17 protein-coding genes and 1 tRNA gene are annotated in these 14,833 nt (G+C 66.0%); 10 read left to right on the forward strand and 8 right to left on the reverse strand.

What is annotated here, in order from left to right; genetic code table 11:
* The first annotated feature begins 26 nt into the window (after window positions 1-26).
* The 4 genes from LHP98_RS04075 to LHP98_RS04090 all read left to right on the forward strand — a co-directional run bounded on the left by LHP98_RS04075 (window position 27) and on the right by LHP98_RS04090 (window position 2,544).
* Window positions 27-1,676 (forward strand): vWA domain-containing protein, encoded by a 1,650-nt coding sequence (locus tag LHP98_RS04075; protein WP_227251194.1) that lies wholly within the window; start codon window positions 27-29, stop codon window positions 1,674-1,676.
* Between the two features lie 58 nt (window positions 1,677-1,734).
* A tRNA-Gly gene (locus LHP98_RS04080) sits at window positions 1,735-1,808 on the forward strand.
* Between the two features lie 114 nt (window positions 1,809-1,922).
* Window positions 1,923-2,126, forward strand: a complete 204-nt coding sequence (locus LHP98_RS04085; protein ID WP_227251195.1) for a hypothetical protein — start codon at window positions 1,923-1,925, stop codon at window positions 2,124-2,126.
* A 64-nt stretch (window positions 2,127-2,190) separates the two neighbouring features.
* Entirely contained in the window at window positions 2,191-2,544 is a 354-nt protein-coding gene (locus LHP98_RS04090; RefSeq protein WP_227251196.1) for a RidA family protein, read from the forward strand.
* A 6-nt stretch (window positions 2,545-2,550) separates the two neighbouring features.
* On the opposite strand, the gene pgi is transcribed toward LHP98_RS04090, so the two are convergent.
* The 5 genes from pgi to LHP98_RS04115 all read right to left on the reverse strand — a co-directional run bounded on the left by pgi (window position 2,551) and on the right by LHP98_RS04115 (window position 8,072).
* Complete coding sequence (gene pgi, locus LHP98_RS04095) at window positions 2,551-4,155, reverse strand: glucose-6-phosphate isomerase (RefSeq protein WP_227251197.1); 1,605 nt, start codon at window positions 4,153-4,155, stop codon at window positions 2,551-2,553.
* A gap of 4 nt (window positions 4,156-4,159) precedes the next feature.
* Window positions 4,160-4,834, reverse strand: a complete 675-nt coding sequence (gene pgl / locus LHP98_RS04100) for a 6-phosphogluconolactonase (RefSeq protein WP_227251198.1) — start codon at window positions 4,832-4,834, stop codon at window positions 4,160-4,162.
* The gene (zwf, locus tag LHP98_RS04105) at window positions 4,834-6,285 is read right to left on the reverse strand and encodes a glucose-6-phosphate dehydrogenase (RefSeq protein ID WP_227251199.1); all 1,452 of its coding nucleotides are present in this window, start codon (window positions 6,283-6,285) and stop codon (window positions 4,834-4,836) included. Before zwf ends, pgl begins: the two co-directional genes overlap by 1 nt.
* A gap of 112 nt (window positions 6,286-6,397) precedes the next feature.
* Entirely contained in the window at window positions 6,398-7,150 is a 753-nt protein-coding gene (locus LHP98_RS04110; protein ID WP_227251200.1) for a DUF1684 domain-containing protein, read from the reverse strand.
* A 109-nt stretch (window positions 7,151-7,259) separates the two neighbouring features.
* On the reverse strand, window positions 7,260-8,072 hold the full coding sequence (locus tag LHP98_RS04115; protein WP_227251201.1) for a glutamate racemase: 813 nt from the start codon (window positions 8,070-8,072) through the stop codon (window positions 7,260-7,262).
* 202 nt (window positions 8,073-8,274) lie between these two features.
* Between LHP98_RS04115 and LHP98_RS04120 the strand changes: the two genes are divergently transcribed.
* The 6 genes from LHP98_RS04120 to grxD all read left to right on the forward strand — a co-directional run bounded on the left by LHP98_RS04120 (window position 8,275) and on the right by grxD (window position 13,331).
* A complete protein-coding gene (locus LHP98_RS04120; RefSeq protein WP_227251202.1) occupies window positions 8,275-9,168 on the forward strand; it encodes a LysR family transcriptional regulator in 894 nt (297 codons plus the stop codon).
* A gap of 310 nt (window positions 9,169-9,478) precedes the next feature.
* On the forward strand, window positions 9,479-11,641 hold the full coding sequence (gene purL / locus LHP98_RS04125) for a phosphoribosylformylglycinamidine synthase subunit PurL (protein WP_227251203.1): 2,163 nt from the start codon (window positions 9,479-9,481) through the stop codon (window positions 11,639-11,641).
* Window positions 11,641-12,135: a GNAT family N-acetyltransferase gene (locus LHP98_RS04130; protein WP_227251204.1), complete on the forward strand. Its 495-nt coding sequence runs from the start codon at window positions 11,641-11,643 to the stop codon at window positions 12,133-12,135. The genes purL and LHP98_RS04130 overlap by 1 nt, the downstream gene beginning before the upstream one ends.
* Window positions 12,136-12,211: 76 nt before the next feature.
* Window positions 12,212-12,652, forward strand: a complete 441-nt coding sequence (locus LHP98_RS04135; RefSeq protein ID WP_227251205.1) for a hypothetical protein — start codon at window positions 12,212-12,214, stop codon at window positions 12,650-12,652.
* Between the two features lie 64 nt (window positions 12,653-12,716).
* Window positions 12,717-12,959 carry a BolA/IbaG family iron-sulfur metabolism protein gene (locus LHP98_RS04140; protein ID WP_227251206.1) on the forward strand — a complete coding sequence of 81 codons (243 nt, stop codon included), beginning with the start codon at window positions 12,717-12,719 and terminating at the stop codon, window positions 12,957-12,959.
* Window positions 12,960-12,971: 12 nt separating this feature from the next.
* Window positions 12,972-13,331 (forward strand): Grx4 family monothiol glutaredoxin, encoded by a 360-nt coding sequence (grxD, locus tag LHP98_RS04145; protein ID WP_227251207.1) that lies wholly within the window; start codon window positions 12,972-12,974, stop codon window positions 13,329-13,331.
* A 106-nt stretch (window positions 13,332-13,437) separates the two neighbouring features.
* Here grxD and LHP98_RS04150 read toward each other — a convergent pair whose 3' ends face one another.
* From LHP98_RS04150 to LHP98_RS04160, 3 genes are read right to left on the reverse strand one after another with little or no spacing between them, the layout of a single operon-like run.
* Entirely contained in the window at window positions 13,438-13,779 is a 342-nt protein-coding gene (locus tag LHP98_RS04150; RefSeq protein WP_227251208.1) for an MliC family protein, read from the reverse strand.
* Window positions 13,776-14,150 (reverse strand): cell division protein ZapA, encoded by a 375-nt coding sequence (locus tag LHP98_RS04155; RefSeq protein ID WP_227251209.1) that lies wholly within the window; start codon window positions 14,148-14,150, stop codon window positions 13,776-13,778. Before LHP98_RS04155 ends, LHP98_RS04150 begins: the two co-directional genes overlap by 4 nt.
* Window positions 14,143-14,661, reverse strand: coding sequence for a hypothetical protein (locus LHP98_RS04160; RefSeq protein ID WP_227251210.1), 519 nt, complete (start codon window positions 14,659-14,661; stop codon window positions 14,143-14,145). Before LHP98_RS04160 ends, LHP98_RS04155 begins: the two co-directional genes overlap by 8 nt.
* Window positions 14,662-14,833 lie beyond the last annotated feature (172 nt).

Raw genomic sequence — 14,833 nt, forward strand, 5'->3', positions numbered from 1 at the left:
AAACCGCTTTCCGACCGAGGTTTGCCATGCGCCTGTTGCCTGCCCTGCTGCTGGGGTCCACCCTGCTGTCGTCCGTCGCCCTGGCCGAGGGGCGCAGCATCATCGTGCTGGATGCCTCGGGGTCGATGTGGGGCCAGATCGACGGCCGCGCCAAGCTGGAAATCGCGCGCGAGGCGCTGGCCTCGGTGCTGGGCAGCCTGCCGGCCGAAACCGAGATCGGCCTGATGGCCTATGGCCATCGGACCAAGGGCGATTGCAGCGATATCGAACTGGTGGTTCCGCCCGCAGCGGGCACGGGACAGGCGATCATCGACGCCGCGAACGCGATGAAGTTCCTGGGCAAGACACCGCTGACCGAAGCGGTGCGCCAGGCCGCCGCCGAACTGAAATCCACCGAAGCCAAGGCGACGGTGATCCTGATCACCGACGGCATCGAGACCTGCAATGCCGATCCCTGCGCGCTGGGGGCCGAGCTTGAGAACTCCGGTGTCGATTTCACCGCGCATGTGGTGGGCTTTGGCCTCACCGAAGAGGAAGGCCGCGCGGTGGCCTGCCTGGCCGAGAACACCGGGGGCAAGTACATCCAGGCCGCCGATGCCGGCGCGCTGGTCGAGGCGCTGAAGACCACCGTGGTGCTGGCCGAACCCGAGCCGGAACCGCAGCCCGAGCCGCAGCCCGCCGTGGTGGAAAACAACGTCGATCTGGTCACCTATCTGGCCCCGGGAGGGCCGGGACTGCCGGCCGATCTGGTCGAGACCGTCTATGCCGACTTCTACGCCGTCGGCCCCGATGGCGCGGTGGCGACCGAAGTGACGAATACGCTTTACGGCACGGCAAAAGGCACGCTGCCGCCAGGCAAGTACGTCATGAAGACGGTGATGCATCAGATCATCGACGAACAGCAGGTCGAGGTCCCGGCTGGTGCGCCGGTCAGCCCGGTCGCTGTGCTGGAGGCGGGCGTCTTCGATATCGCGGTCACCGCGACCGAGGGCGGCGAGCCGGACAACGGCGCCTACTGGGAACTGCGCGGCCCCGAGGGCTTTGTCGAATACAGCTATGCGACGGGGCGGCGGGTGGTGCCTTCGGGCGAATACGCCCTTAAGGTGACGCTGGGGGCTGCGGAACTGAACGAGACGGTGGTGATCGACGCCGGCCAGATCGTCGAAAAGCGCGTGGTGATGGGCATCGGCGTGGCCGCCATCGACGCCTGGTACACCGACGCGATGAAGGTGGACGGCAGCGAACACTTCGTCGAGGTGTTCAAGCCCGAGAAGGACCTGGACGGCAACCGCATCTCGGTCGTCTACACCTATGGCGCTGGGGCGGCCTTCGACCTGCCGCCGGGCGATTATGTCGCCGTGGTCACGCTGGGCGCGGCCAAGGTTGAGCAGCCCTTCTCGATCAAAGCCGGCCAGCGCAGCGACATCAAGGTGGTGTTGAACGCAGGCGTTGCGGCCTTTGCCACCCCGGGGGACGAGTTCATCGAGATCGTCTCGCCCACCAAGGACATCAACGGCAACCGGGCCTCGTTCGGCTACAGTTACGGGCCGGACTGGCAGACCACCTTGCCCGCCGGCGACTACGTGGCGCTTGTCGGAAGCAGCGATCCGAAGACCGAGACGCCGTTCACGGTCAAGGCCGGCGAGCGGGTCGAATTGAGCCTCGGCGGACCGTGAGGCGCGGCCGGAACGGCTTGACCTCCGGCCCGCCTTCGCTTACCTCCGAACACGCAAGGCGGGTGTAGCTCAATGGCAGAGCAGAAGCTTCCCAAGCTTACGACGAGGGTTCGATTCCCTTCACCCGCTCCATCTCAGTCGATCACCCCTCGCCCTGCTCTGGCTGTGGCATGTCTGATGCTGGCGGGTTGCGGTGCGCCCGCTGGGGCGCAGACCTGGCCATTCGAAGGGCAATGGGACTGCGAGGTGGGTATCTTCACCTTTACCGCAACGACCTATGACCCGGGCGGCGAAGAGATGGAGATTCTGGACGTGCTCCGCGACGGCGACAGCTACATCCTGACCTTCGCCGACGATTACCAACTGGCCCTGGAAATGAACCCCGATGGCACGATGGACTGGCTCTCGGCCGCCTCGGGCGATGGTTTCACCTGCCAGCCTCTGCCCTGAGCGGCCTTCCCTTCGGCCGGGCTTCGGGCTAGGCATTCGAGGAAATGCACGACAGGAGGGCAGCATGAACACCGACATCACCCGCTACGGCACCGGCCGTCGCATGTCCGAGGCCGTGGCCTACAACGGCATCCTGTGGGTGGCCGGCCAGGTCGGCAATCCGGGCGACGGCGTGGCCGAACAGACCCGGCAGTGCCTGGCCGAGGTCGACCGCATCCTGGCCGCGGCGGGCACCGACAAGACCCGCATCCTGTCTGCGCAGATCTGGCTGGCCGACATCTCGACCTTTGCCGAGATGAACGGCGTCTGGGATGCCTGGGTGCCGCAGGGCCACACCCCCGCCCGCGCCACCGGCGAAGCCAAGCTGGCGACGCCGGATTACAAGGTCGAGGTCATCGTCACCGCCGCCCTGCGCTAAGCCCGGTCAGGGCCTGAGAAAGGCCACCAGACTCGCGGTGGAGCCATCCTTGCCGGATAACACTGCGCGGCCCTCAAGCACCGGCTGCAGTGCCAATGCCAGTTCCTTGCCCAGTTCGACCCCCCACTGGTCGAAGGAATTGATCCCCAGGATCACGCCCTCCACAAACACCCGGTGTTCGTAGAGCGCGATGATCTGACCCAGCGTGAAGGGGGTCAGCCGGTCGTAGGCCAGCGTGGTTGACGGGCGGTTGCCGGGAAAGACCCGGTGGCGGGCCTGGCGGTCGAGTTCGACGCCGGTCAGTCCCTTTGCGACCATCAGCGCGCGGGCCTCGTCCAGGCTGCGGCCGCGCAGCAGCGCCTCGGATTGCGCCAGGCAGTTGGCGACCAACAGGGTGTGCTGGTGGGCTAGGTCGGGTTCGTGGCCGTGGCGGGCGACCAGGAATTCGCAGGGCACGGTGCGGGTGCCCTGGTGGATCAGCTGGTAGAACGCATGCTGGCCGTTGGTGCCGGGTTCGCCCCAGACCACGGGGCCGGAATGGGTGGGCAGGTCGCTGCCATCCAGGGCCACGCGCTTGCCGTTGCTCTCCATCTCAAGCTGTTGCAGATAGGCCGGCAGACGAGCCAGGCGCTGGTCATAGGGCAACACGGCCCGGGTGGCATGGCCGCAAACCTGGTTGTGCCAGAGGCCCACCAGCGCCAGGAGGACGGGCATGTTTCGGGCCAGCGGCGCGGTCTTGAAATGCGCGTCCATGGCGCGGCCGCCGGCCAGAAGATCCTCGAACCGTTCCGGCCCGATGGCGATCATCAGGGCCAGGCCGATGGGGCCCCAGACGGAATAGCGCCCACCAACCCAATCCTCGAAGCCGAACACCCGTTCGGCATTGATGCCAAAGGCCGCGGTCTTTTCGCCGGCGGTCGAGACGGCGGCAAACTGCGCGCCGGGAACGGACACGCGGGTTGCCATCCAGCGTTTCGCGGTATCGGCGTTGGTCATCGTCTCGACCGTGGTGAAGGTCTTCGATGCGACGATCACCAGCGTCGTTTCCGGGTTCAGCCCCTGCAGCGTGTCATGCACATGCGCGCCATCGACATTGGACACGTAGTGCAGCCGCGGCCCGTCGTGATAGGGCGCCAGCGCAAGGGTCGCCATGGCAGGGCCAAGGTCCGATCCGCCGATGCCGATGTTCACCACGTCGGTGATGCGCCCGCCCTGCCCGGTGAACCGACCCTCGCGCACGGCCCGCGCGAACCCGGCCATCCGTGCCTTTACCGCACGCACACCGGGCATGACGTCCTGCCCGTCGACGCAGATCACGGCCTGATCGCCGGCCCGCAGCGCGGTGTGAAGAACGGCGCGGCCCTCGGTGTCGTTGATCCTGTCGCCCGCGAACATCGCGGCGCGCTTGTCTTCCACACCCGAAACCTCGGCCAGCATCACCAGCAGTGCGCGGCCCTCGGCGTCGATGTTGGTCTTGGACCAGTCGAGCAGCATCCCATCGGCGGTGACCGAAAAGGATTCGGCCCGCCCGGGATCGCCAAACAGCGACAGGATCGGCCGAGCCTGCACCCGCGCGTGATGCTCGCGCACCGATTTCCACTTGTCGGTCATGGCCTTACTCCGCCCAATGCACCTCGGCCTGATCCAGTATCACCCGGATCGGTGCCTGGTCCAGCGGCAGACTTGCCGCGCGTTCGATCGCGGCGCGCTTCTCGGGGCCGGTGATCAGGACATGGATGTTGATCGCGCCCCGCAGCACCGGTGCGGTCAGCGTCACCCGTGGCTCGCCTGCGGCTTCGGCCCGCATCGGCAGCAACGGCGGGGCTTGGGGCGACAGCGCCTCGGCCAGGCGGTCGGCGCCGGGAAACAGGCTGGCGGTGTGCATGTCGAAGCCCATGCCCAGAAGCAGCACCGAGATCGGCAGATGCGGTGCCAGCCCCTGCGACAGGGCGTCCAGCACGTCTTCGGGCTGCGCGGCGCCGGGCTGATACAGCGGGATCAGCCGCGCCGTGGCGGCCTTGCCGCAGAGCAGCCTTTGCCGCAGCAGGCGGGTGTTCGACCGCGGGCTGTCCTCGGGCACCCAGCGTTCGTCGTTCAACACCACGGCAACATTCGGCCAGTCAAGATCGACGCCCGAGAGGATGTCGAAAACCGGTCCCGGCGTGGCGCCGCCGGGCACGCTCAAGGTCGCCCTGCCTTCGCGGCGCAGGTAATCTGCCAGTTGCCCGGCGATGGTGTTCGCCAGGCTCAGGTGCAGCATCTCGCGGTCGGGGTAATCGTGCCAGCGCATCAGCGGATTTCCCGCCAGCGCCGACCGTCGCGGTGCATTAGCATCAGCGCGTCCTCCGGCCCCGAGGAACCGGGGTCATAGGCCTGCGGACGGTCGCCGCGGGCTTCGCAGCCTTGAATGATCGGGTCGGTCCAGGCCCAGGCGGCCTCGACCTCGTCGCCGCGCATGAACAGAGTCTGGTTGCCGCGGATCACATCCATGATGAGGCGTTCATAGGCATCGGGGGTTTCCGCGTGTTCGGCGCCAAGCGCATCGGCAAAGGACATGTCGAGGGGCACCTGGGTCAAACGCATTCCCCCCGGCCCCGGTTCCTTGATCATCACCATCAAGTGCATGCCTTCGTCCGGTTGCAGCCGGATCACCAGCACGTTCTCTCGCCAGCCGGTTTCGTCGTCAAAGATCGAGTGCGGCGGTTCCTTGAAGGTGATGGCGATTTCGCTGGCCCGCGCCCGCAGCCGCTTGCCCGTGCGCAGGTAGAACGGCGTGCCCTTCCAGCGCCAGTTCGAAATGTGCGCCCTGAGCGCGACGTAGCTTTCGGTCCGGGAGGCCGGGTTTTCAGCATGGTCGGTATAGCCGCCCTCGCCCCCGCCCGGCAGGTACTGGCCGCGGACGATGTCATCGGGGTGGACCGGGTCCAGTGCGCGGATCACCTTCAGCTTCTCATCGCGCACGGCGTTGGGATCGAAGTGATAGGGGGGCTCCATCGCGATCAGGCACAGAAGCTGCATCAGGTGGTTCTGCACCATGTCCCGCATCGCGCCCGAGGTGTCGTAATAAGTGCCGCGGCCTTCCACGCCCACGGTTTCGGCCACGGTGATCTGGACATGATCGACGTATTCCGATTTCCACAGCGGCTCGAACAGGATGTTGGCGAACCGTACGGCCATCAGATTCTGGACGGTTTCCTTGCCCAGATAGTGGTCGATCCGGTAGATCTGGCGTTCCTCGAAATGGCGGGCAAGCGTGGCGTTCAGGGCGCGGGCGCTGGCGAGGTCGCGGCCGAAGGGTTTTTCCACCACGATTCGGGCATCTGGCCCGGCGATGCCCAGTGAGTTCAGGCGCTCGGCCAGGTCTCCGAAAAGACCGGGCGCGACCGAAAAGTAGAAGACCTGGATCACGCCGGGGCGCAGAGTGGATTTCAGCTGCGCCCAGCCGCCCTCGCCCTTGGCGTCGATGGCGATGTAGTCGAGGTGCTTCAGGAAATCGGCAAGGACCTTCGGGTCGCGCAGGGTGTGAGGAACGAATTCGGTCACCGCCTCGGCAACTTGTTCGCGGAAGGCATCCGGAGCAAGATCGGCCCGGGCGGCACCAATGATGCGGGCTTCGGGCGGAATCTGGCCGGCCAGGAAGCGGCGGTAGAGGCCGGGAAGGATCTTCCGCCGCGCCAGATCGCCGGTGGCGCCAAAGATCACCAGTTCGAAGGGATCGACCGGAATGACGCGGGATACCATCGGGCGGTCCTCGTGCTTGTTAGCGCTAACGACGTCGTTCTAGCCGGAAGGCCACGGCCTGTCCAGCATCCGCAGCGCCGGGTCAAAACGCCTTGGCGACGAAGCTTGCCGGTCAGGACACGGCGTTGGGAGCCAGTTCCCCGGCTTCGATGCGAAAGGGCAGCACGTTGCCGGGGGGCGGCAGGGGGCAGATGGCAAAGGCGGTGAACGCGCAGGGTGGCGTGAAGGCACGGTTGAAATCCAGAGTGATTTCGCCGTTGCTCGCCGCTTCGCCAATCAGGAACCGGCCTGCGCCGTAGGTTTCGCCCGCGGTGGCATCGCGAAAGACGAACATCGGCTTGCCGCCCTTCCAGTGGGTGGGGGTCAGGGTGACCGTGCAACCCTGGTGGATGAAACGCGCCCGGTGGGTCAGGGTCACCGCGACCGAGGTGCCGCCCTTCATGTCGACGGTGCCGGCCCTTGGCACGATTTCTTCCCAGGCGGCTCGGATGGTCCAGTCCGGGGCCTCGGGGAAATATCGCAGGTCTGCCTTCGGCGTCAGCGACAGGTCGCGTACCCGCAGCGCGGGCGTTCCGTCAACGGTGTGAAGTTCAAGCAGGAACGGGTCCACGCGCAGTTGCGGGAATGCGTCGGGAACCGGGCAGAACGGTTCCGGCGCGGCGCCAGGCCGGGCGAAACTGGCGCTTCCGCGCGCGACGGTCAGGGTGCCCAGAAGATCAGGACCGGAAGGCAGACGGACCTCTTGCGCAGCGCCGACCAAGTGGGTGCCAGGGGAAAGGTCGATCCGGGCAACAAGGTTCAACCAGCCATCGGGGGCGCACAGGGCGGCAATGCGGGCAGCGCGGTGATCGGCAAGGGACAGCATCCGGCCAGAATAAGCAACCGAACCGGCCAAGGGAAGCGGCTGCGGCCACGCTGTGACATTCGCGCGAGAATCGCGGCGGACCTTGCTCGGCTTGCCTTCAGTCCGGCGGTCAGGCCTTTTCGAACACGATCTTCCGCCTCAGGAACTGGGTCGCCTTGTTCGACACAGAGGCCGGGTCGCCCGTGGTCAGGAACTTCGAAGCCGTTCCGGGTCCAAGGAATTCGGGGCGGCGGACCAGATAGTCGGCCAGGCTTTCAGCCACCAGCCTGGCCTGCGAATAGACCCTCACCTCGGGCCCCAGCGCCTCCTGGAAGACGTGTTCCATCAGCGGATAGTGGGTGCATCCCAGAATCGCAGCCTCGGGGGCAGGCATCCTGCGCTTCAGCGCCTCGACATGGCTGCGCACCAGGGCCTCGGCCAGGATCTCGTCACCCTGTTCGATGGCATCGACCACGCCGCCGCAAGGCTGCGCCTCGACGTCCACCCCGATGGCTCGGAACGCGAGTTCGCGCTGGAAGGCGCGGCTGGCGACGGTTGCGGGGGTGGCGAACAGGGCGACGTGCTTGACCGCCACCTCGCGCGGGGGCGAGTTGTCGCCCCATTGCCGCTCGGTCAGGGCCTCGATCAGGGGGACGAAGACGCCCAGGACACGCTTGTCCTTCGGCAGCCAGGTTTCCTGCATGCGGCGCAGGGCGGCGGCGCTGGCGGTGTTGCAGGCCAGGATCACCAGATCGCAGCCTTCGGACCAGAGCCGTTCAGTGGCGGCGCAGGTCAGCGCGAAGATATCGTCGGCGGTTCGCACGCCATAGGGTGCATGGGCGTTGTCGCCGAAGTAGACGAAAGGCACTTGCGGCAGTCGCCGCGCGACGGCGTCGAGAACCGTCAGCCCCCCCAACCCCGAATCGAAGATGCCGACCGCCATGACTGCCCCTTTCCTGCCCGCGGGTTCTTGGCCCGTGCTTTGACTGCAATCATAGGCAGAACCGACCCGGCACGGAAGGGCCGAGGCAGCCGCAGTGCTGCATGTGCGGAAAAATTCACCCCGTCATGGCATTCCTGATGGAACAGGTTTTCGCTATACGCATGGCTCGTGCTATGGTGAGTGGGTCGCGAAGGGATCGTGGATGGACTGGGACAAGCTGAGAATCTTCCATGCGGTGGCCGACAAGGGCAGCCTCACGCATGCCGGCGAGGTCTTGCACCTGAGCCAGTCGGCCGTCAGCCGGCAGATCCGCGGACTCGAGGAAAGCCTGAACGTGACGTTGTTCCATCGCCACGCGCGGGGGCTGATCCTGACGGAACAGGGCGAATTGCTGTTCGACGCCACCACGCAGATGGCAAAGCGGCTGGACGCAGCCGCCGCACGCATTCGCGACAGTGAGGACGAGGTCTTTGGCGAATTGCGGGTGACCACGACCACCGGCTTCGGCACGCTCTGGCTGGCGCCGCGCCTTGCGCGACTTTACGAGCAGTTTCCGGCGCTGAAGATCGACCTGATGCTGGAGGAGCGCGTGCTCGACTTGCCGATGCGCGAGGCGGACGTGGCGATCCGGATGAAAGAGCCCAGCCAGGCAGACCTGATCCGCAAGCGGCTGATGCAGATCCGCATGCGGCTTTACGCGACGCCGGAATATCTGGCCGCGCATGGAACGCCAGAACTGATGGAGGACATGTCGCAGCACCGGCTGATCTGCCAACACCCGGGCACGCCGCAGGTGGCGGCGGGTGCCATGCTGGTGGCCGAGTTGATGAGCTACGAAATCCCCTCGACCCTGCACGTCAACAACTACTTCGGCGTGCTGCAGGCAGTGCTGAATCACCTCGGGATCGGCGTGCTGCCCGACTACGTGACCGAGGGCTTCCCGCATCTGGTGCGGGTGCTGGACGACGTGGAAAGCGGCGAGGTGCCGGTGTTCCTGGCCTACCCCGAGGAATTGCGGCATTCCAAGCGGGTGGCTGCCTTCCGAGATTTTGTGATGGACGAGATCCAGGAATACCGGAAGCGGCAGCAGTCCTGATTGTCCCGACATCGGGCAGTTATGCAACACATGCATGGCGGGAATGCTGCACCTGCGGCAATCAGCGCCTTGCACGATTCATGAGCAGCCCATAAATCAGGCGTCGAGACGTTCTGCGAGGCAACTTGCCCGTCTCATACCTCCCTGTTGGACTTGGGCCGAGCTTTTGCTCGGCCTCTCTTTTTTCAGTCCCGCTCGTCGGCGGACTGGAACCGATTCACATCCGGTGGCCACGCTGTGGGGCCTTTCGCCTTGGTGCCGCATCGGCTAGGACGCGCGCGTATCCCTTGCCGCGACCGGAGGCCCTGTGATGAGCGAACCCCAAATCACCCCCGAACTGGTGGCGGCACACGGACTGAAGCCCGACGAATATGCCCGCATCCTGCAGATCATCAACCGCGAGCCCTCGTTCACCGAACTGGGCATCTTTTCGGCCATGTGGAACGAGCATTGTTCCTACAAGTCGTCGAAGATCCACCTGCGCAAGCTGCCGACCACTGGCCCGCAGGTCATCTGCGGCCCGGGCGAAAACGCCGGTGTGGTCGACATCGGTGACGGCGATGCGGTCATCTTCAAGATGGAGAGCCACAATCACCCATCCTACATCGAGCCGCATCAAGGCGCAGCAACCGGCGTCGGCGGCATCCTGCGCGACGTCTTCACCATGGGCGCGCGGCCCATTGCCGCGATGAATTCGCTGTCCTTCGGCCTGCCGTCGCACCCCAAGACCGCGCATCTGGTCAAGGGCGTGGTCGAGGGAGTCGGCGCATATGGCAATGCCTTTGGCGTGCCGACCGTGGGCGGCGAGGTCCGCTTCCACCGCAGCTACAACGGCAATTGCCTGGTCAACGCCTTCGCCGCCGGCATCGCGCGGACGGATGCCATCTTCTATTCGGCCGCCAGCGGTGTGGGGATGCCGGTGGTCTACCTTGGCGCAAAGACGGGCCGCGACGGCGTCGGCGGCGCCACCATGGCATCGGCCGAATTTGACGAGACCATCGAGGAAAAACGCCCCACGGTGCAGGTGGGCGACCCCTTCACCGAAAAGTGCCTGCTGGAAGCCTGCCTTGAACTGATGGCCAGCGGCGCGGTGATTTCCATTCAGGACATGGGGGCTGCGGGCCTGACCTGTTCGGCGGTGGAAATGGGCGACAAGGGCGGCCTTGGCATCCGGCTGCAACTGGATGACGTGCCGCAACGTGAAACAGCGATGACTGCCTACGAGATGATGCTGTCGGAAAGCCAGGAGCGGATGCTCATGGTGCTGAAGCCCGAGATGGAGGCCGAGGCGCGGGCGATCTTCGTCAAATGGGACCTGGACTTTGCCATCATCGGCGAGACCATTCCGGAAGACCGCTTCCTGATCCTGCACGGCAATGAGATCAAGGCCGACCTTCCCCTGTCGAAATTGGCCTCAAGCGCACCGGAGTATGACCGGCCCTGGGTGGCGGCCCTTGCCCCGGCACCCCTTGGCGAGGTCCCGGCCATCGGCGCTCTTGAAGGTCTCAAGGCGCTGATCGGTTCGCCCAGCTATGCCAGCAAGGCCTGGGTCTATGAGCAATACGATGCCCAGGTCGGCGCTGACACGCTGGTCACCCCGGGCCTGCCGGCGGGCGTGGTGCGGGTGCATGGCACCGGCAAGGCGCTGGCCTTCACCAGCGACGTGACGCCCCGCTACGTCAAGGCCAACCCGGTACAGGGCGGCCGGCAGGCGGTCGCAGAAGCCTATCGCAACCTGACCGCCGTGGGCGCCCTGCCGCTGGCCACCACCGACAACCTGAACTTCGGCAACCCCGAAAAGCCCGAGATCATGGGCCAGTTCGTCGGCGCGCTGAAGGGCATTGGCGAGGCCTGCATTGCGCTGGACATGCCCATCGTGTCGGGCAACGTCTCGCTTTACAACGAGACCGATGGGTCGGGCATCCTGCCAACGCCGACCATCGGCGCAGTGGGCTTGCTGCAGACCATGGACGAGTTGATCGCCGGGCGGCCGCAGACCGGCGACCTGGCAGTGATGATCGGCGAGACGACCGGCCACCTCGGGCAATCGGCCCTGCTGGCCGAAGCCTTCGGCATCGAGGCGGGCGACGCCCCCCAGGTGGATCTGGCGGTCGAGAAGCGCACTGGCAACTTCATCCGCGCCAACCGCAAGGCGTTCCGCGCCTGCGCCGACCTGTCCGATGGCGGGCTGGCCTTGGCGGCCTTCGAGATGGCCGATGGGGCGGGCATGGGCCTGTGGCTCTACCCCGCTGAAATCCGGTTCTACTTCGGCGAAGATCAGGCGCGTTACCTGCTGGCGGTTCCGCCCGAGACGATGGACGGCCTGAAAGCAGCCGGCCAGGCGGCGGGCGTGAAGGTGACACTGGTAGGCCAGTTCGGCGGCGATGATTTCGCCCTTGGCACAGAGGCGGAGCCGATGGCGGACCTGTCGCGCCTGTATCGCACCGCTTTCGCGACGGCTTTGGGGGTCTGATGCGCCTGCGTGCCGCAACCGCGGCGGACTTCGGCTTCATCCGCAGCCTGACCGGCAATCCGGACTATGCGCCGTTCATCGGCGACGATGACGAGGCGCAGTTGCAGCGCTGGCTGGACAGCCCTGCCGCACGGGTGCTGATCCTTGACGACGGCGGCGGCCCGGAAGGCTTTGCCATCTTTCGCGAGATCGGTGACCCCTCGGGCCGGGTGGAACTGTTCCGCATCGCGCTGGACAGGGCGGGGGCCGGACGGGGCGACGCCTTCTTCGCGGCGCTGCTGGATTACGCATTCCGTGACCTGGGCGCGGCGCGGGTCTGGCTGGATGCCTCGGCTGAAAACGCCCGGGCGATCAAGGTCTATAGGCGCGCCGGCTGCCAGCGCGAGGGCGTGTTGCGGCAACACTGGTGGCGGCCCTGCCTGGGCCGGTCGGTGGATCTGCACATGTTCGCCATGTCGCGGGCAGAATGGCAAGCCCGGCGCCTGCCGACCTGAGACGAGGGGTTTCCCTACTGGTGCGCGGGTGGGGGTCAGGCAGGATGGCCCCGCCCCAGGTCACATGAGGTTCGCCATGACGCTGCGCCGCCGTTCTCTGCTTCTGGCATTGGCCGTCCTGCATTGCGCGCCCGCCCGTGCGGATTGCCTGCGCGGCACTTGCGACCTGGACGCCATTGCCTTGATCGAAGCAGAGACCGGCCAGCCGCTACCCAGGGACACCGAAGTGATCGGCGCGCTGCAAGGCGGGTTTCAGGATCGCTTCGTGCAAATCCGGCTGGAGATGAGCGGTGAGGGCCTGGACCTTCTGACCAAGGCCTTGAAGGCCGACTCAACCGGCAAGCCGCAGGATTTTCAGCTGGAAATCTCCAAGGCCCCCTGGTGGGACCTGCCCGCCCGTTCCGACATTGCCATCGGCGAGGCAAAGTTCGGCCACTTCGCCTTCGCCTTCATCGCCTTCGGCCCCGCCGCGGACAAGAACCGGCGCGACGTCTATCTTCTGGCCTTCGAAACCTGAACCACACTTGCGGGTTCTGTCCCGTCGTTCTACATCGGGGAAAAGGCAAGCAGCGAGGCCGCCGATGGCGATGGAAGCCGAAGACATCGAGGCGCTGATACGCACCTCATTCCCGCAGGCCAAGATCACCGTGATCGACACTGCGGGCGACGGCAACCACTGGGCGGCGGAAGTGATCGACGAGTCCTTCCGCGGCATGAACCGGGTGCAGCAGCAGCGCGCGGTCTATGCCAGCCTGAAGGGCAAGATGGACGGCGCGCATGGCGAGTTGCACGCGCTGGCGCTGACGACAAAAGCTCCGGACTGAAAGGGACAAGGCATGGGCGCGCAGGACCAGATCCGCGAGACGATCACAAAGAACGACGTGGTGCTTTACATGAAGGGCACCAAGATGATGCCGCAATGCGGCTTTTCCAGCCGCGTGGCCGGAGTGCTGAACTACATGGGCGTCGATTTCGTCGACGTGAACGTTCTGGAGAACCCCGATGTACGCCAGGGCATCAAGGATTTCAGCGACTGGCCGACGATCCCGCAGCTTTACGTCAAGGGCGAGTTCGTGGGCGGCTGCGACATCGTCACCGAGATGACGCTGTCGGGCGAGTTGGACACGTTGTTCGAAGCCAAGGGGGTTTCCTACAACAAGGAAGCCGCGAACAAGATCCGCGAAGCCAACGCCTGATGTTATGTTGACCGGCCCAGGCCCGGGCCAATTGCTGGCAGCGGCTTTTCCAAAGCAAGCCGGAATTCTTGCGACCTCTTCACGCGAAGGGTATTCTGCCCGGGTGCTATTCGCCAACACCCTGTTCGACGCAGGTCTGTAGGACTACGCTCTCTTGCCCTGCGGCGTCCTTCCAATACAGCGTGGCCTCGGTCCCCTTGGTCCACCAGACGTAGGAAGGCCCGCCCGCTGGGTCACCATAGCGCGCGCCCGAGGCTGACATCTCTTGCCAGAGCGGAGCCATGCGGTCTTCGATCATCACAAGCACGGCCCAGGTCTCGCCGTCGTTGACATAGGCGGTCGAGATCATCGCGCCGGCATCACAGATGTAGTCGACCGGCGCCACCTGCAACTCTGCCGCGGCAGGCAAGGCGAGGGCCGGCAGCAGGGCGGCAGCAGCGCGCATCATGCGCGGCGGCGCTCGTCCAGACGATCGGCAAGGGACTCGGCCCAGGCGGCGATCTCGGCCAGGGTCTCGGGCACCTGCGGCGGGATCACCGGCACCTCGACCCGCTGCGCCTCGGGCGCCGGGCGACCCTCAAGCTCGGCGACACGGGTGCGCAGCTGGCGCAACTCGTCGTCCGTTGCCGCCACCTTGTCGGCCAGCATCAACCCGGCCATCAGCAGCATCTTCGCCTCGGGCACCCGGCCCATCGAGGCGAGAAGCGGCTGTGCCTCGTTGTCCAGAAGCTGCGCCGCAGCGCGCAGGAAATGCTCTTCCCCCGGCTGGCAGGACACCAGGAAGGGTCGGCCGCCTACGGTGATCTCAAGCTCAGGCATTTTCCGCCTCCGTGATGTGTTCGTCCAGAGCCGCGGAAATCTCGTCCAGTTCGGCCAGTTCCGACAGCCGCGTGGCACGCAGCGCGTCAAGCTCTGCCAGCATGGCGCGGTTGATCTGCGCCGCATCGACAGTGCCCGCCTCCTGCGCCTCGCGCAGGCGGCGCAGCTCTTCGCGCAACAGCACTGCGGTCTTGCGCATCCGTTGCAGTTCCAGCCCCTGCACGTCCAGCTGGCGGGTCATCTTCTCGGCTTTCTCTTCCAGCTGCGAGCGCGTCAGCGTCTCGCGGTCACGCACCGCGCGAAGGCGTTCGCGCAGCTGTGCGGTCGCCGCGCGCTCGGTTTCCAGTTCGGCACGCAACGTGGCGGCATCGCCCTCAGTCGCGGCCGGCACCGGGGCGAGATCGATTGCGGCGGGCGGCTCGACAACGGCGATGTCCAGCGCATCTATGCCGCGGCCGATGCGGTCCAGCGCGGCCGTGATGCGACGTTCCAGGTCTGTGATCTCTTGCATCCCCTGCCCCTCTTCGGTGCCGTCCCCTGCGAGGCCTGTTCCGGCCATTGCGCATCCTTCCGCGAATCGTCTGGCGGGTCGGACGACGCGATCTTATCGCGAAACCACCACAAAGCAGCCAGCCTTTCTTACCAAGGCCTTGGCGTGCGTGCTTGATCCTGCCGACGAGCGC

The organism is Rhodobacter sp. Har01 (genome assembly GCF_020564565.1).
GTDB lineage: Bacteria > Pseudomonadota > Alphaproteobacteria > Rhodobacterales > Rhodobacteraceae > Pseudogemmobacter.